At 51.9% G+C, this 16,764-nt stretch carries 17 protein-coding genes and 3 tRNA genes; 5 read left to right on the top strand and 15 right to left on the bottom strand.

Translation table 11 applies throughout. The annotated features are described in order from the left end of the window. Window positions 1-55: 55 nt before the first annotated feature. The 14 genes from OCH80_RS08300 to OCH80_RS08235 form a co-directional block, all read right to left on the bottom strand. Window positions 56-1,159 carry a hypothetical protein gene (locus tag OCH80_RS08300; RefSeq protein ID WP_404539861.1) on the bottom strand — a complete coding sequence of 368 codons (1,104 nt, stop codon included), beginning with the start codon at window positions 1,157-1,159 and terminating at the stop codon, window positions 56-58. Window positions 1,160-1,171: 12 nt separating this feature from the next. Continuing rightward, a complete protein-coding gene (locus OCH80_RS08295) occupies window positions 1,172-2,287 on the bottom strand; it encodes a hypothetical protein (RefSeq protein WP_404539858.1) in 1,116 nt (371 codons plus the stop codon). A 135-nt stretch (window positions 2,288-2,422) separates the two neighbouring features. After that, the gene (locus OCH80_RS08290) at window positions 2,423-4,030 is read right to left on the bottom strand and encodes a peptide ABC transporter substrate-binding protein (protein WP_404539856.1); all 1,608 of its coding nucleotides are present in this window, start codon (window positions 4,028-4,030) and stop codon (window positions 2,423-2,425) included. A gap of 247 nt (window positions 4,031-4,277) precedes the next feature. Beyond that, a tRNA-Gln gene (locus OCH80_RS08285) sits at window positions 4,278-4,349 on the bottom strand. A gap of 5 nt (window positions 4,350-4,354) precedes the next feature. Further along, window positions 4,355-4,436, bottom strand: a tRNA-Tyr gene (locus tag OCH80_RS08280). A 79-nt stretch (window positions 4,437-4,515) separates the two neighbouring features. After that, a complete protein-coding gene (locus tag OCH80_RS08275; RefSeq protein ID WP_302188507.1) occupies window positions 4,516-5,568 on the bottom strand; it encodes a PTS sugar transporter subunit IIC in 1,053 nt (350 codons plus the stop codon). Next, the gene (locus OCH80_RS08270; RefSeq protein WP_404539853.1) at window positions 5,555-6,736 is read right to left on the bottom strand and encodes an aminotransferase class I/II-fold pyridoxal phosphate-dependent enzyme; all 1,182 of its coding nucleotides are present in this window, start codon (window positions 6,734-6,736) and stop codon (window positions 5,555-5,557) included. The genes OCH80_RS08275 and OCH80_RS08270 overlap by 14 nt, the downstream gene beginning before the upstream one ends. A 349-nt stretch (window positions 6,737-7,085) precedes the next feature. Then, window positions 7,086-7,256: a hypothetical protein gene (locus OCH80_RS08265; RefSeq protein WP_195837362.1), complete on the bottom strand. Its 171-nt coding sequence runs from the start codon at window positions 7,254-7,256 to the stop codon at window positions 7,086-7,088. A gap of 99 nt (window positions 7,257-7,355) precedes the next feature. Next, window positions 7,356-7,427: transfer RNA gene (locus OCH80_RS08260), tRNA-Gln, on the bottom strand. Between the two features lie 171 nt (window positions 7,428-7,598). After that, complete coding sequence (locus tag OCH80_RS08255) at window positions 7,599-7,928, bottom strand: DUF202 domain-containing protein (RefSeq protein ID WP_404539850.1); 330 nt, start codon at window positions 7,926-7,928, stop codon at window positions 7,599-7,601. 210 nt (window positions 7,929-8,138) lie between these two features. After that, on the bottom strand, window positions 8,139-8,975 hold the full coding sequence (locus tag OCH80_RS08250) for a PTS system mannose/fructose/sorbose family transporter subunit IID (protein WP_404539847.1): 837 nt from the start codon (window positions 8,973-8,975) through the stop codon (window positions 8,139-8,141). Window positions 8,976-8,977: 2 nt separating this feature from the next. Then, window positions 8,978-9,835 carry a PTS mannose/fructose/sorbose/N-acetylgalactosamine transporter subunit IIC gene (locus tag OCH80_RS08245; RefSeq protein WP_404539844.1) on the bottom strand — a complete coding sequence of 286 codons (858 nt, stop codon included), beginning with the start codon at window positions 9,833-9,835 and terminating at the stop codon, window positions 8,978-8,980. Between the two features lie 36 nt (window positions 9,836-9,871). Then, window positions 9,872-10,369 (bottom strand): PTS system mannose/fructose/N-acetylgalactosamine-transporter subunit IIB, encoded by a 498-nt coding sequence (locus OCH80_RS08240; RefSeq protein WP_404539841.1) that lies wholly within the window; start codon window positions 10,367-10,369, stop codon window positions 9,872-9,874. Between the two features lie 24 nt (window positions 10,370-10,393). Beyond that, window positions 10,394-10,837 carry a PTS sugar transporter subunit IIA gene (locus OCH80_RS08235; RefSeq protein ID WP_404539837.1) on the bottom strand — a complete coding sequence of 148 codons (444 nt, stop codon included), beginning with the start codon at window positions 10,835-10,837 and terminating at the stop codon, window positions 10,394-10,396. Window positions 10,838-11,086: 249 nt separating this feature from the next. On the opposite strand from OCH80_RS08235, the gene OCH80_RS08230 reads away from it, so the two are divergent. From OCH80_RS08230 to OCH80_RS08215, 4 genes are all read left to right on the top strand, one after another. After that, window positions 11,087-12,067 carry a substrate-binding domain-containing protein gene (locus tag OCH80_RS08230; RefSeq protein ID WP_404539834.1) on the top strand — a complete coding sequence of 327 codons (981 nt, stop codon included), beginning with the start codon at window positions 11,087-11,089 and terminating at the stop codon, window positions 12,065-12,067. 29 nt (window positions 12,068-12,096) lie between these two features. After that, a complete protein-coding gene (locus OCH80_RS08225; RefSeq protein ID WP_404539832.1) occupies window positions 12,097-13,386 on the top strand; it encodes a sensor histidine kinase in 1,290 nt (429 codons plus the stop codon). A gap of 62 nt (window positions 13,387-13,448) precedes the next feature. Continuing rightward, a complete protein-coding gene (locus tag OCH80_RS08220; protein WP_404539829.1) occupies window positions 13,449-14,126 on the top strand; it encodes a response regulator in 678 nt (225 codons plus the stop codon). Then, on the top strand, window positions 14,116-15,405 hold the full coding sequence (locus tag OCH80_RS08215; protein ID WP_404539826.1) for an ABC transporter substrate-binding protein: 1,290 nt from the start codon (window positions 14,116-14,118) through the stop codon (window positions 15,403-15,405). The genes OCH80_RS08220 and OCH80_RS08215 overlap by 11 nt, the downstream gene beginning before the upstream one ends. 47 nt (window positions 15,406-15,452) lie before the next feature. Here OCH80_RS08215 and OCH80_RS08210 read toward each other — a convergent pair whose 3' ends face one another. Further along, window positions 15,453-15,944 carry a YbhB/YbcL family Raf kinase inhibitor-like protein gene (locus tag OCH80_RS08210; RefSeq protein WP_404539823.1) on the bottom strand — a complete coding sequence of 164 codons (492 nt, stop codon included), beginning with the start codon at window positions 15,942-15,944 and terminating at the stop codon, window positions 15,453-15,455. Between the two features lie 208 nt (window positions 15,945-16,152). On the opposite strand from OCH80_RS08210, the gene OCH80_RS08205 reads away from it, so the two are divergent. Then, on the top strand, window positions 16,153-16,764 hold a 612-nt coding region (locus OCH80_RS08205), incomplete at its 3' end, for an MFS transporter (RefSeq protein ID WP_404539885.1).

Raw genomic sequence — 16,764 nt, 5'->3', positions numbered from 1 at the left:
CGGCAAAGAACTTATTATCTGAATAAAAAACTGACATTGGCTAAAAAAGTAATGCTTAGACCAAGCGACTCTTAACTCCCTCAAGTTCCACCTGGGCTTCACCGGTCAGGGCCAATTCGATTTCCCGCTGACTGCTGGCCAAGACGCCAGCTTCCATGGCGGCTTGGTCCCTGGCCGCGATCCGGTGGCTTGGCCCTTGAAAGACCAGGTCCTTGCCGGTAACGGCTGCGCTGCCGCTCATTTCTACCAAAGCAGCCTCCCCGCTGGCCGCCAGCTTGACCTTGTTCAAGTCAGCCAGGCTGACGTCCCTGAGCGCGATGCCGCGGCGGATTGCCCCGCCGGCTAAAATGGCATTGGCCCGGTCCTGCAGGGTCAGCTTGTCCATGACCACGTTTTGGGCCACCAAGAGGGAGACGCCGGCCAGGCTGACCGCACCCTGCAAACTGCAGTTGAGCAAGTTGGCATAGCAGGTGTCCTGCACGCGCAGGCCATAGGTGTCATTGGTAAAATTGGCTTCAACGGCATTCAGGCTGCTGGTTCCCTGCAGATACAGCAACGGCAGGGTGACCTTGTTCAATTCCATTTCCACTTGGGCCGTTTCGTCCTTGACCATCACCGGGCCGCCAGCAAAGCGGCTCGTATTGATAGAGGCCGTGCCAGACCCGCTTAAGCTGATTGGGGTATAGGCAGCCCCCGCAAATTCGGAGTCAGCGATCTCCAAGCTGAAGTCGCTCCCCGCCTGCAGGCTCACGCTGGCCTGCCTGAAGATGGAGGAATAGATTTCCAGATTGACCTGTCCAGCCGCGTCGATCGCCGGCGCACTCGCTTTGCCGTTTCCTTCGACCAAGCAGTGGCGGAAGGTCAGATAAGCATTGCTGCTGGACGGCAGCCGCACAAGCGGCTCACCCGCCTGCATCAAGTGCACGTTTTCAAAAGTGCCGTAGCGCGTGCTGGCAGTCATCTTAAAATTGGCATAGATCACCGTGTCTTCCGGGCTTGCCCCAAGCCCCTTGAAGGTCAGATCGACCAAATCCAGGGGCTGGTCCAGGCGGTAGAAGCCAGGCTCCAGGAGCAGCACGTCATCAATTTTCGGATCAGCCAGGGCCTCGTTCCAAGCCGTTTCACCGGAAGCAGTCCCGACTTTGACCAGTCTTGCCATCTGCTCGCCCCCTTACTTTTTGATCAATGTCCACTTAATGCCCAGAATGGACACATTGTTTTTGTTGGCACACTCCACTTCCAACGGCTGCTCGTTGCTGTATAAGGCATTCGCGGCCAGCTTGGCCTCATCCCCGACCAGCATTGGCGCGCCATTGGGCTTGAAGGTCAGATTGCGGCCCTTGAAGCGGGACTTGCCAATCATGTAGAAAAAGTACTGGTAGTCCCCGTTGCCGTAGAAGGTCACCCGGTTGGCATCCCCCTTTGTCCGGTCTTCAAAGTTGGCTGAAGCCCGGACCAGAGTGTTGGTGACCGTGATCTGGCTGTCGTCCTTCAGCTGCAGGCTGTAGACGTCGCTGCCATGCAAGAGGACTCTGGCCCGGTCGGCCAGGCAGAATGATGTTGGAAAAACGCTGTCCATAATGTTCAGCCAGCAGTCGCCCCGGGCATACAATGAGTAGGAATTGTCTTGGCCGGTTTGGCCCTTGTACATGTTGAGCCAGGTCTTGCCCCCCATGTTCAAGTTGCCTACATATGAATTATGGATGTCCAGCTCAACGTTGCAGTAATCGAAGGTGTTCAAAGTCCCCGTGATCTTGGAGTTATTGATAATCGCCGTCCCGTGCCCTTCCAGAGACAGGGTTCCGAATTCTTCAGAAACGTAGTCGATGACCGAGTCAGCCATTTCCAGGCGGAAGTCCGCGGTCTTGAAGAAAGAGACGGTCCCGTTCAAGATCTTGGTGGCGATCAATTCCACCGTGGCCTTGCCGCTGATAGCCAGGGTGGTCGTCTTGTTCCCCGTTCCCCGCAGGACGCAGTTGCGGAAAATGACAAAGCTGTCGACGCCCTCCGGGATGTCAAGGGTGTTGCTGTCCTTATAAGGGATCAGGCATAAATTTTCAAAAACGATTCTGGAACTGGCGTCATCAACTTGAAAGAAGCTGGTAATCCGCGTGTCTTCCGGGCTGGCGCCCAAGCCTTTGATAGTGACGTCCGCCAGCATCTTCCCTTGGGGCAGGGCGTAGAAGCCTGGCTCCAGCAGCAGCACGTCGCCGGGCCGCAGGTCCAGCATGGCCCTGTGCCAGGTCGTCTCACCGCCGCCAGTGCCCACTTTGACAAATCTCGTCATTGTATACCTCCTAAAAAAGCTAAATACTATTGTACGCAAAAAAGCCGGTAATAGGAAAAATTTGCACCGAAAAGCAAGAGAAAAAGAGAGCCCCTCGACTCTCTTTTTCTTCTATATGTTATGCTTTCAGCTGGCTTACTTGAGCTTAACGTCCCAGTAGTAGGCAACCGTTCCGTAAGGAGACAGTCTGAAGCCCTGAACCTTGGAATTAAGCAGGTATGAGTAGGCTGCTTGATAGAGCGGAGCAACGAAGGCATCCTTGACCACCAGCTGCTTTTCAGCAGCAGCCAGAGCCTGCCAGCGCTTGGCTGGGCTGGTCGCGTAGGTCGTTTTGGCCAGGTTGATCTGCTTCCAGAAGCTGGCATTCTTGTAGTCGCTCTCCAAGTTGAACAAGCCGCCGATCGTCAGGAAGTCGATCGGGTCCTGGAAGCTTGGCTGCCAAGTCCCGTAGACCATATCGAACTTGTGGGCCGTGGTGTCCGCCAGGCGCGACTTCAGTGGAATTGACCGCAGCTTGACCGTCAAGCCAGGCAGGTTCTTCATCAGGTTGCTTTGCAGGTATTCCCCCACCCGCTTGGAAGCATCCATGTCGCTGGTCAGCAGCTCCAAGGTGATCTTGGACTTGCCTAATTCCTTCTTCGCCTTGGCAAATTCCGTCTTGGCCTCAGCCGCGTCGTAGCCGGCCATCTTGCCGGCCACCTGGCGGTAGTCCTGATCCTTGTCATTGTAGATGAAACCACTGGCCACTTGCCCGCTGGCGGCCTTGCCGGCGTGCAGGATGGTCTTGACCAGCTGCTGGCGGTTGACTGCCAGACTGATTGCCCGGCGCATGTGGACGTTGCTAGTCGTCTCGCGCTTTAAGTTGAAGACCATGTAGCCGTTGGTCGGCGTGACCTTGGAGTGGTAGTCCTTGTTCTTTTCATACTGCTTGACGTAGTCAGCATCGACTGGCGCGTAGTCCAGCTGGCCGCTCTTGAACAGGTTCAGGCCAGTCGACGTGGTCTTAATGACCTGAACCTTGACCTCATCAACATGGACTTGCTTGGCATTCCAGTAGTTCTGGTTCTTGACCAGGTTCCACTTGATGCTGGACCCGTCCCAGCCGCTGACCTTGAAAGGGCCATTGTAGACCAGCTTGCTGGCACTGGTCCCATAGCTTGACCCGTACTTCTTGACCACCTTGTGATTCTGCGGGTAGAACTGCGCCCCAGTCAAAAAGTCCGGCAGGTACTGCACCGGGTTTTCCAAGGTCACTTGCAGCTTGTACTTGCCCAAGGCCTTGATCCCTAAAGTGCTTGCTTTCTTTTTGCCGGCGGCAATTTCCGTCCCGTTCTTGATGACCTGGTAGCTGTCGGAATCCAGAGAATTGTTCTTAGGGTCAACGGTCCGCTGCCAGCCAGTCACGTAGTCCTGGGCGGTTACCGGATCCCCGTTGGACCACTTGGCATTCTTGCGCAAGCTGAAGGTCCAAACCTTCTGGTCCTTGGAAATGGAAACCTTGCTGGCTCCGGCCAGCTTAGCCTGGTTCTTGGCATTGAAGCGGTAGAGCCCTTCCATTGAGTTCTGCAGGGTTTCCGAGCTGGTCGTATCCCCGTACTTGCTGGAGTCCAGGGTGGAAATTTCACTAGTCACGGACGTATTCATGACGGCCTTTGAGCTTTTAGCCGGCTTTTGCCCGCAGGCAGCCAAAAGGGCAGCACTGGCCAGCATTACGGCAGAAATTTTAATCGTCTTCTTTTTCACTTTGCTTGGTCCTCTTTCATCACTTTTCCAAAAGCGCGCTAACGCACAAGTTACTTACAAAAAATAACCTACATACTTAGTATATAGGCTAAGTTTACAAAAGTCACTTATTTCCGCCTGAACCGCATTTTTTCTTTGCATCCTAAGCTGGCAGGCCAACTTTAATCTTTCTTTAATGCATATCACGTAAAAAAAGAACTTCTGCCAAGCAGAAGTTCTTTTCCGGGTTGGGTGTTCGATTGAACAATTGCGTTAGCTGGATTCGAACCAGCGCATGACGGTACCAAAAACCGTTGCCTTACCACTTGGCTATAACGCAATCAATGGAGGAAAGTGGATTCGAACCACCGAACTCAGAGAGAGCGGTTTTACAGACCGCCGCGTTTAGCCACTTCGCTATTCCTCCGTTGAAGTACTCTATTATCTTAACGAAAAAACAGCTAAAGTGCAAGAATTTTTGGCAACTTTTTTTACTTTTTCAAGTTCTAAACGTCAAGGCGCAAGTCTTCCGCGCTGACAAAGTGCAGTCGGTCAATGAAGATCCAGCGCATGAAGAAGCCCAAGGCCACTGGGTAGACGACGTAAAGCACCGTTAACAGGATGAGGCTGCCCCAGCCTGGAGTCATCTTCGCATAGGCGGCCAGTGGCCCGATCAGGCCGCTGAAGCCAAAGCCAGCAGAGCTTGGCGTTCCCTGCAGGTTGACGATGGCCGCCAAAAGCCCGGACAAACCTGAGGCGCAAAGCACGGGAACGAAGAGCTTAGGCTTCTCCAGCATGTTGGCCATTTGAATCTTAGGCGTCCCGATGAAGTGGGCCAAGGTGGTTCCCATCCCATTGACGCTGCTGCTCATGATCCCTAACGTGTAGCCAGCCCCGGCAATCCCCAGGTTGGCCGCCCCAGAAGCAACGCCGGTCAGGCCAATGGCGATCGCGATCCCCGCCGCGGACAGCGGCGACACGATCATGGCCGCGAAGGACATCCCGATCAAGATCCCCATCAGCAGCGGCTGCAGCTTGGTGAAGGCCATGACGATCGTGCCAATCAAGGTCGTCACGTTTTTGACGTAAGGCAGAAGCAAGAGCCCGATTCCGCCCCCGCCAACGACGATAATGATCGGCAAAAGCAAGGCCGTGTACGAGCCCAGCCGCTTGCCAATCAGCTTGACCAAGAAGATGGCAACGGTGATCGTCAAGCCGATGTTGATCACGTCGCCGGTCCCGGCAACCGTCATCAGGCCGTTTTTAAAAGTGACCGCTCCGGACCCGATCATAGCCGCGGCGGCAACCGAGCTCATCTGCACCATGTTCAGCTGGAACAGGTAGGCCGCGCAAAAGCCAGCCATGGCGGCGAGCAGACTCTGAGTAAAAGTGGTGATGTTGATGACTGTCTGCGCAAAAGCCGGGGCCACCCCCAGCAAGGCCTTCATCAATTGACCCAAGATCGCGGCTGGAACCAGGGAGGCAATGACCCCCATCCCGATCCCGTTCAAAATATTCATAGTGGCTTGCTTAAGCCCAGTTGTTTTAGTTTGCGTCATTTCTGTTTTCCTCGACAAATTTCCTGATGCGCTTGACACCTTCCTTGATTTCATCCAATGCCGTCGCGTAGGAGAAGCGGAGCCAGCTGTGGCCGCCCTTGGCAAACCAGGAGCCGGCGCAGACGCCGACATGGGCTTGGTCAGCCAAATCGTAGACGAACTTCGCGTCATCCTGGTCAAGACCAGCTGGAATCTGGGCCCAAATGTAGAAGGCCCCTTGCGGCTTGATGACCTTGAAGCCAATCTCGGTCAGCTGCTGGTAGAGGTAGTCGCGCCGCTCCTTAAAGGCGGCCTTCATTTTCCGGGCATCGGCATCCCCGTTCCGGAAGGCTTCCTCTGCCGCGTCCTGCATTGGCCAAGGCTCGGTCGTGGTGATGAATTGGTGCACCTTGGCCAGCTGGTCGGTAATGGCCTGCGGGGCGGCCATGATCCCGATCCGGTAGCCCGTCATGGCCCAAGACTTGGAGACCCCGTTTAAAAGAATGACCTGGTCATGCAGGGACTTTTCCATTGAGGCATGCGCTTGGTCGTAGTTGAGCTCACTGTAGATTTCATCACACAAGACAAAAGTTGGCCGGTCGCGCACGACGTCAGCCAAAGCGTCCAATTCCTCCTGGCTGTACATGACCCCGGTCGGGTTGGTCGGGTAGTTCATGACCAAGACCCGCAGGCGGTCCCCGTATTCATCGACCACCTTTTGCAGGGCGGCTGGGGTAAGCTTGAAGCCAGTCGCGCTGGTGTCGATTTGGACCACTTCCGCCCCTTCCAAAGAAGCATCGGCAATGTAGAGCGGGAACAATGGCGTTGGCATGGCCATCACGTCGCCAGGGTTCAATATCGCGGACATGACCGTGTAGATGGCTTCTGTCGCCCCATTAGTGGCAATAATCTCGCTTGGTTCATAGTGCTGGCCGTAGCGCCTTTCCAAGAAGGCAGCAGCGGCTTCGCGCAGGCCTGGCGTCCCGTTTGACGGCGCGTAGTGGGAATGGTTGTCGACGATCCCCTTGATTGCCGCGGTCTTGATGTGGTCTGGCGTGTTGAAGTCCGGCTCGCCAACCGTGAACTTGACGATGTCTGGATATTGGCTGCAATAGCGGGTAAAGTTCAAAATCGCGGAACTCTTTACGCCAGTAACGCCCTTATGCATGTGCTGAGTCAAATCAACCATAATAGATGCCTCCTGAAAAACTGATTGCAAAAATCTAAAACAACAAACAAAAACCTGGAGATCAAATGATCCCCAGGTTGGTCTGACATTGGCTAACAAATTCATCATTGGAACCTGCTGGATCATTTTCCTGCAAGTTCCAACTTCACGTTAAGAAAAGCCTTATTACTGAAACTGCAGATGCATGTTTTCTGTAAAACTTGCATCCGCTGATGCAAGTCAAGTCCAATAATAAAAGCTAAAGAAGCTATTTTCCTGTGCGTTGGTAAGCTTCATCGTTCTATTTCCTTTCTTAGCGTTCGTTGCCCTAACTATACCTTAGAAACAAATTAAAGTCAATCAGCCATTTCTAATTTTCCTCCCAATTTTCAGGATTTTCCAGCAAATCCTGAAGGGCCTTGATCAGGTCACGGCTGACCGTGATCGTGCCTGGCTTAAGATAGTAGCTTAAAGAGATCTCCTCTTCCAGCTTGTCGGTCAGTTCTTTGATCTTGCTCGCTTCCACGTCTTTTTCTGCCATGCTTGTTCCTTTCATGCTTGCTTTAATTTCCTGCCGTCTTATTTTACCCGATTTGCCCCCAGACGACAAAAAAGCCAGGCCGGCGGCCTGGCTTGCTTATTGCGTTAGCTGGATTCGAACCAGCGCATGACGGTACCAAAAACCGTTGCCTTACCACTTGGCTATAACGCAATCTTTTAAGCGTTGGCGACTTGCGTCACCCAACGTTTAATATCTTACCGAAAATTGCCCGCAAGGTCAATCTTTTTGGCAGATTTTTTTCTGCAAATCTGGACACAAGAAAAGCGCCGCGGTTGAGCAAGTCCGCGGCGCCTTTATACCTGATTATCTTTTTTAGCGCTTTTAGCGCTTTTTTGCTTTTTTCTGAGCCTTAGCAGCATTCTTTTCCAGGTAGTCGACCTTCTTTTCATAGTCGTCGATGACGGCTTTGACGTTTTGTTGGCCACGCCAGCCGGCATAGCCGAAGAGCAGCATTCCTAACGCGCCGACTGCCAGGAGCAAGATGCCCATAACATCCAAAAACAGATTTTTCGCGTGGAAGAAGTAGATCATCACGATCCCAATGCCGCTGACGATGCTGCAAAGCTGAAACCAGTAGCCGAGGTTTTTGAGCATATGTTTTTGATAGGCGACTTCACCTTCGTAGCCTTGACGCATTTCATTGAGAGTCATCAGAGTTCTTCCTTTCCAGCTAAACATGAATGTTTACGATTTGAATCAATGTGAGAATTGCCTTGTTTGAGGAATAAGCTTAAAAATATTCATGGTACAAGTCAGGCTGACTTGTTAAGTAAACGAAAATGTGAAAAAAGTAATGTTTAGAGTTTAAAGTGTTTGAGCGTGTGGAAAAATAAATTCAATTAACTGAATGCTGTTCAGCAATTAGTATGACAGACCTGGGTTGAAGAAGTTGACCAGAACGCCGACGAAGGAGATGGCAACCAGGATCAACATGGTCCAGATAGCGGAAACGTGTTTCTTAGCCATCAGCCACCAGCAGAAGATGGTGATCAAGACCGTCAACAGGCCTGGGAAGATGGAGTCCAGCTGGTTTTGCAGGTTCAAGAAGACCTTGCCGTTGGAGTTGTACAGCTTCAGTGAAGTTTGTACGTTAACCCATGAAGCCAGAACCCCACCAACAACCATGGAACCAACAGTCCCGATTGCCCGGCGAACGGCTGCGCCTTGGGCGCCGACCAAGAATTCAACCGCGCGGTCGCCAAGCTTGTAGCCACGGAAGTAAAGGAAGCGTTGGCCAAAGTAAGCTAAGAGCACCCAAACGATGATGTAGAAGATCGCACCAACTGGTGAACCACCTGAGGACATCCCCAAGGCAATCCCCAAAAGGATAGGAATCAAAGTACCGTCGATCAGTGAGTCACCGATACCAGCGATTGGCCCCATCAAGCCGGCACGCATGTCGTTGATGGTTTCACCGTCAATGCCCTTGCCGTTGGCGCGGGCTTCTTCCATTGAGGCAGTAATGCCGACAATGACTGAACCCAGCATTGGGTTGGTGTTGAAGAAGGCCGTGTAAGCATGAATGGCATCAACTTGCTTGTCGTGATCTGGGTACAATTTTTGCAAAATTGGCAACATAGAGCACATGTAACCGAAAGTCTGCATATGTTCTTGTGAGAAGCAGGTCAAAGCGCCCCAGAACCAGAGGTTGAAAGACTTGCTCAAAGTTTTCTTATCGAGTTTCTTAGTCGCGTCCATGATTAGATATCCTCCTCTTCATCATCGTCATCAAGGTCGTCGCTTGGGCCAGCCGCTACGGCAGGCTTCTTTGCTTCAGCCATTTGAACTTCGTACATGATCGTAGCGAAGAGCAGTGAAATAACAGTGACTGAAACCAGGTTCAAGTGCAGTGAAGCACAGAAGGTGAAGCCGACAAGGAATGGAATGAAGTCCATTGGCTTGTTGACGATTTGACGAAGCAAGATTGCGATACCAACACATGGAAGCATCCCACCGACCGTGAACAGGGTCTTCATTGGAACGCCGTCCATTGGCAAGGCGTTACGCAGAGCAGTTACGGCAGCCGCACCGAAGTGGGTCAGCAGCATCGTTGGCAGGAATGAGAAGATAGCGTGTGAAACCCATGGCCAGCCGAAGTTTACAGCGTACAGGTTGTGCAGCTTGCCATTTTCAACGTCCTTCCAGCCGAATGACTGCCATACCAGGTTCATCGTCGCAACGGCGTAGTACAAAACCGTCCCGACCGTACCAACCAAGGTACCAACTGACTTGGCCAGGTTAGCGGCTGATGAGCCCAATGGGTTCAAGCCACGTGATGAAATTGCGACCATGGCCAGAGGAATCCCGATGTAGGAAATTGCCCGGACGTCGGCAGAAACAGTACCACCTGGGGTAACCAAGGCGATGTAAACCAATTGCATGGCCACGCCACAAGCAATCCCGAGCTTCAAGTCGCCCAAGACGATCCCACAAACTAAGCCACCGACCAACGGACGACCGATGGTGTAGTTACCAACAGCTTGACCAGCCATACATGAGTTTGAGCACAAGCAGGCAAACAGACCCAAGATAGCTGCTTGGAACCAACCGATTGTCATTTTAAAATCTCCCTCTTTTAAAAATCATTCAATTTTTTAGTAGCCGAACTTAGACTTGAACTTGTCCCAGCTACCGATTCTTTGGTCTGGCAAAAGAGCAAAGTCAACCTTGTAGCCAGCCTTTTCGATTGCTTCAAAGGCGTCCCCTTCTTCTTGGGTGAAGGATTGGTTGTCGCCCAGCTTAATTGCACCGGCCCGGTCATTGCCTGGACCAACGTTGACCGTCTTCACGTCGCTTGGCTTGAAGCCTTCGTCAACCAAAATCTTCTTCATGTCCAAAGGACTCTTGGTAATCAAGAAGTAGCGGGTGTTCGAGTTCAAAACCTTGTCTTGCACCTTCAAGAAGTGTTCCATCGTCCAGACGAAAGTCTTCTTGCCTTCAGCAGCTGCCTTGTAGGCTTCCTTCAAGATCTTGTTGGTAGCTGCCTTGTCGTTGACCGCGATAATGCCGTCACATGGCATTTCCTTGCCCCAACGGGTAGTGATCAAGCCGTGGATCATCCGGTCGTCAATTCTTACAAATGATACTGACATCTTAATTTCCTCCTCATTGTTTAATTAAATGTCATCTTCATCATCGTCCGCATCAGAGGAAGGGACTTTATATTCTTGCAGGGCTTGCTTTGCTTCGCCCAATGCAGTTTGTGCCAGGGTTGCCCGGTCCATCCCGTCCAGTGAAACGACAACGGTCAAAGCCATGGTAAAGTTCATCCCGCCCAGGATAGTGGCGCGGTCAAGCAGACCATGTTCGTTGAAGACATTCATGAAGGTGGTCAAAGGACTGCCCCCGATCAAGTCGGCTAAAATCATGAATTCGTCATCATCATTAAACTTGTGAGCATCAAGCAGTGCTTCGACTTCCTTCTTGAAGTCATCAGCAGATTTGCCGTTGTGCAAGCCGATCGCAAAGACACGTTCAGCCGCGTCGCCCGCGAACATTTCCAGAGAGGTCTTCAGCCCCTCAGCAAACTTGCCATGCGATACCAAAAATACGTACTTCAATTTCTTACCTCCTTGCTAACTTTGCTTAAAGTATAACAAGACGCAAAACGCTTACATAGTGTCAGATGTAACCACTTCCGGGCAAAACTGGATGGCATTTGTCACTTCCTTCACATGCATAATGTGACATTTGTCATCTCTCCTAGCCTTTCATTTTTCCCTTGAAATCGACTACACTATACGTAAAGCTTCATCAAGAGCATCTTGTATACAAGAGGAAGAAAATAAAAAAATAGAAAGGAAACTATAGTGAAAGACCGGCAAAAAATATGGCTGAGACTGGCGCGCTATGCCGCAATTTGGCTGACAATCGTCACTTTTGTCTTCTTGCTCATTTTTTATCATCCCTGGATCAGCCAGCAGCGGTTGATCGGGGCCACTTACATGACCATGAACAACAACTTCTACGTGGTCTTAAATGAGCAGATCGCCAATGCCATCAACCGCAAAGGCGACCGACTCCTGACCCGGGATCCGGCCTTGAAGGTTTCCAAGCAGGTTGACCAGATCGATGATTTTATCAAGCAAGGCGTAAGCGTGATCATCATCGCGCCGGTCAACGGCAATTCCGTCAAAATCCACCAGGCCCTCCAGCGCGCCCGCCGGAAAGGCATCAAGATTATCAATGTTGACACGGAGCTCAAGTGGAAAAATGACGCTGACTGCATCATTACCTCCAACAACTACCGGGCCGGCGAACTGGAGGCCAAATATATGATGGCTCATCAGAAAAATGCCAAAATCCTCCTGCTCGAGCAGGCTACGGCTTTTTCCGCTATTCAACGAATTGACGGCTTTACCAACGAAATTGCGGCTTCAGATCACAAGCAGAACTACAAGATCGTTGGCCGCCTGGAAACTTACGGACAATCGGAAATCGCCCTGCCTAAGGTTGCTGACTTCATCGACCACGGGAAAAAGTTCGATACGGTGATGGCTTTGAATGACCAAGCCGCCGTCGGTGCCCTCTCCGCCATTGCCGCAAAGAAGATCAAGCGCCGCATTGCCGTTTACAGCGTTGACGGAGCGCCGAACATGAAAGGGCTGATCGGCAAAAATGCCAACGCGGTCGCGACCTCGGCCCAGTCGCCAATCGCGATTGGCAGCTTGACGGGCAAGACGGTCTACCGGATGCTGAACAACCAGCCAATCGCCAAATGGCTGGTGACGCCAGTCAAGGTGATTGACCGCGCCAATATCGGAAACTACAGCACAACGGGGTGGCAATGATGAATATCCGCTTAAAAAGACTGCTGCGGATGCGACGGCTCATGCTTTGGCTCAACGCCTGCATCGTGCTGTTTGATTCATCCCTTTTTTATGCCGCTTCCAACCAGATCGTGCAACAGAACAACAGCTACCAGTTCCTGCTCCAGCTCAACCGCCTGCCCCTGTCGCCAATCCACATCTTCTGGGCAACCAACCTGTGGATGCTGGCCCTGATCCTGCTCATGAGCTACCGCCACCATGCCTCCCATTCGGCTGGGATAGCCGTCTACTATTTTGCTGGCGAAATCATTTTGGCCATCATCATCTACCTAAGCCTGCAGATGACCTATAATGGCATATTCTTGCTAGTCTTGATTGACTACTTTCTTTACAGTCGGAACATGGACCATATCCACCACCTGCCTTTCTGGGTTACGATTTCCGTGATCTTTCTGCTTTTGTATTCAGTCTCTGACTTCGCGATCATAGGCAACTACTTCAAGATGCCCAGCCTGGCGACCTATATCAGCTTTTTGCCTTACAAGTACCGGTCATGGCTGACCTTCATCCAGAACTTCCAGGTGACCTTGAACCTCCTGCTGTTTATCGGAATCATCGTCTACTACGGGATGTACCTGCTGGCTGAAGAGCGCGACATCCAAGAAGCTCTGGAAAAAGCCGACCGGGCTAACGAAGAACTGAAGAACTACGCCGCCTTGTCAGAAAAAATCGCCCAGAACCGGGAAAGAAAGCGAATCGCCCGCGACATTCACGATACGGTTGGCCACACCCTGACCGGGATTGCGGCTGGGGTTGATGCCGCCAAGGTCTTGATCGATATCAACCCGCAAGCGGCCAAGACCCAGCTGGACAAGATCTCCCAAGCCGTCAAAAGCGGGATCAAGGGGGTCCGCAAGACCCTGAACCAAATGCGGCCCGGAGCCTTGTCCAACTACACCCTGGAAACCTCCCTGCGCAAGATGCTGGAGGAATACAGCGACATCTCCCGCCTGAAGATTCACTTCAACTATCAGTGGCAGGAGCCCGATTTTGAAAAGACGACCGAAAACGTCATCTTCCGGATCATTGAAGAATCCATCACCAATTCCTTGCGCCATGGCCATGCCAGCGAGGTCATGATCGACTGCCTGGAAAGTGAAAGTGCCTACTTTTTGCAAATCCAGGACAACGGGACCGGAGCCAAGGAATTCAAGCCAGGCTTTGGGATCACCCAGATGCGCGAACGGGTGGCTATTATCAACGGGCAAATGACGATTGACAGTGCCAACGGCTTTAAAATCACCGTTGAGGTCCCCAAAGAGAAAGAAAAGAAACAATAAACTAGGAACTAAACCAGTTTTTAATAGAGTTTTTGCACAATTAGAAAGCTGAGGCTGCAAGCATGATTAAAGTATTAATTGCTGACGACCAGACCTTAATCCGCGACTCCATCAAGATTATTCTGGAGGCGGCGGGCAAGTTCGAGGTGACCGGAACCGCCGCCAACGGCAAGGAAGTCTTGGAAATGATCGAACAGGATGAGCCGGACGTCATTTTGATGGACATCCGGATGCCGGAAATGGACGGGACCGTCTGCACCAAGTACGTCAAGCAGCGCCACCCGGAAATCAAGGTCATTATCCTGACCACTTTTGACGATGACGACTTCATCTTCAGTGCCTTGAAGTACGGGGCCTCCGGCTACCTGCTCAAGGGAGTTGAGCCTAAAGAGCTTTATACCGCGATTGAAACGGTCTACCACGGCGGGGCCATGATCAACCCTGACATTGCCCAGAAGGTCTTTACCCTCTTCTCCAAGATGGCCCAGTCCAACTATGCCATCCAGGTCAACGACAAGGACACCCACGATTTCAGCAAGCACGAGTGGCAGGTCATCCAGCAGGTCGGGCTGGGCTTGTCCAACAAGGAAATCGCCGCCAAGCTCTTCTTGAGCGAAGGCACGGTCAGAAACTACATCTCCAAGATCTTGGACAAATTGGACCTGCGCGACCGGACCCAGCTGGCCATCTGGGCTGTCCAGACCGGCGTAACGAGCGAGAACATTCCCGATGACAAGTAAAAGACGCGGCTATCTCTTTTTTGCCATCTTGGTCATCGCGGCTTCACTGGCCACTGGGACCTTTGTCCACTACCGCAAGCAAAAGCAAGTCCTGACCCTGGGCGTCTATACTGGCAGCAGCTGGGATGTGCCCAACGGCAAGCCCTACAAGATGGTCGACTATGCCATCAAAGAATTTGAAAAGACCCATCCCCAGGTCACAGTCAAATATGAAACCGGGGTCACCAAGAACGACTACCTTAACTGGCTTAGCGGCAAGATCGTTTCCGGGAAGACGCCTGACCTGATCCTGGTACCTGACGAGGCCTTCGCTACCCTGGCCAGCGAGGGGACCTTCATGGACCTGAACCGCTTTTTGATCAAAGATCACATTAACCTGTCCGACTATTACCCAAGCCTGGTGAAAGCCACCCAGTACGGCGGCAAGCAGTTGGCCCTCCCTTATGAGGCCAACCCACAGCTGCTCTTGTACAATGAAGACCTTTTGGTCAAAAACGGCCTGCCGACTTCGTGGAAGCAGCTGACGCCAGACATGTTTGGCCACTTGTGCCGCCAGCTTTCTTCCCAAAAATCCCATACATATGGGACCACCAGCGACTATGGCTGGTACCAAGCCGACCTGGCTTATGGAGCGCGGATCCTGAACAATGGCGACAATGAAGTCACCTTGAACTCGCCTAAAGTCTTAAAGTCGCTAAAACTGATACAGCAAATCGACAATGCGGCCCACAATATGACCGTGACCAACGACCTCTTTGACCAAGGACGGGTGGCCTTTGAGCCGATGACGCTGGCCCAGTACCGAACCTACACTTCCTACCCCTACCACGTCACCCGGTCCTTCAAATTCAAGGTTAACTGCCGGCAAATGCCCGCGGAAAAAGGGGTCAATGGCACCAGCGTGGAGAACACCAGCTGGGCCATCTCCAGCAACTGCCATAAGAGCGCCTTGGCCTGGGAGTTCTTGAAGCTGGTCTGCTGCAACCCCAAGATGCAGCAAAAATTGATGGCTTACTCCAGTGCCAGTGCTTCTTTGCGAAAGGTCGTCAAAAGCAAGGCTACTAACACGATTTTGCAGCAATATTCCGCAGACAAGCGGACTTTAACCAGCCAGAATCTGGACCGGATCCTGGCCAGCGGCTATACCCACCCCCGGATCCGGAATTACAGCCAGCTTTACGAATTGCTGGACTACCGGCTGACCCGGGCCCTGAAGCAAGGCGACAGCGACACTGAGCTTTATGAGATTCAGTCCGCCGCTAATAATCTGCTTAAGTGAAAATAAAAAGGAATTTCTCTGGTGAGAAATTCCTTTTTGATATCAGGTTAGGCTTGCGCGGGAATGTCGAAGCGGGCTTGATCCAGGACCTTGCCTTTAAGGGCCCGCAAGAATTCATTGTAGTAATATGGCGCCGGCAGATTCAGCTTGTCGCTGAGGGCATAGACGCGCAAAGTATAGTCATGGTCCTTGTCCGGCGGCGTTGGCCCAATGTAGCCAGCATGAACTTCAGCTGGTTCATTCAAAAGCTTGGACACCGTTGAATTGTAACCCTGTGGTCCCGCGTACTGGCGGCTGAAGTCTTCCGGAATGGCCGCGGTCACTGGAACGTCACTGACGACCCAGTGAATCCAGGCAAAGCCGCAGACTGGAATTGAGTCATAATCAACCAAAGACCAGGCCAGGTACTTGGCCTCAGCTGGCAGGTCAGTCAATTCAAAGGGAAAAGAGATGACCGGCGAGCCGGCTTCCTTGACCGTGGCCCGCTTGGCATATTTGTCCGGCAGAAAGCCGTTTTCAAGATAAAGCTTGATTTCCATAAAAAGACCTTCTTTCGATAATTCTATGACTAATCATATTTTGATCCGCTTCTCACTTCTTATTTTAACAAAAAATTCCCCGGTGATTCTTCCTTGCCTTTTCACGGCTGAAATCTTTTGCTAAGCTAGTTAGCAGTATTTATTCATTAGAGGTTGCACTTTGAATCGCTATCGCATCCAATCCGTTTTATTTGTTTTTATCGCTTTCATGCTTGGCTGCAATGAGTACATGATCGTCGGCGTCCTGCCAGACATTTCCCGGGAAATTGGCGCCCCGCTCTCCCGTCTTGGCTATCTGGTAACCGTCTTTGCCTTGGTATACGCCATATCAACGCCCTTGGTTACCTCACTGACCCGCTATCTGAAGCGGCACCAGCTCCTCTACCTGCTTTTGTCCAGAATCTTGTCGGCCACGACTGCCGGCGCGATTATTTCCTTGGTCCTGGTCATCGCCAACTTCGTGGCGCCAATGGACAAACGAGCTTCACTTTTATCCTGGGTCTTTGCCGGCTTTTCGATTGCCTCAATCATTGGCCTGCCCATCGGGACGCTGATCTCTACGACTTGGTCCTGGCATGCCAGCTTCTGGATGATCTCCCTGTTGACGGTCATCGTCTTGGTCCTGGTCTTTTTGTACGTTCCGAAGGACACTCCGCAAGCCTTGTCTAAACAAGGCCAAAAGCAGTTTGCCATCCTCAAGGACCGCGGCATCCGCTTCGCCATCTATTTCGTGGTCATGACCTGTGCTGCCCAGTATACCTACTACAGCTGTAAAAAATGTGTGCAGATGTGTATTTTAGTTTGGACTAATGGAATCACA

The organism is Lactobacillus sp. 23-2, from assembly GCF_044902225.1.
Classification (GTDB): domain Bacteria; phylum Bacillota; class Bacilli; order Lactobacillales; family Lactobacillaceae; genus Lactobacillus; species Lactobacillus absianus.
Note: the sequence above shows the minus strand (reverse complement) of the source record. Positions and strands in the feature narration are given on the sequence as shown.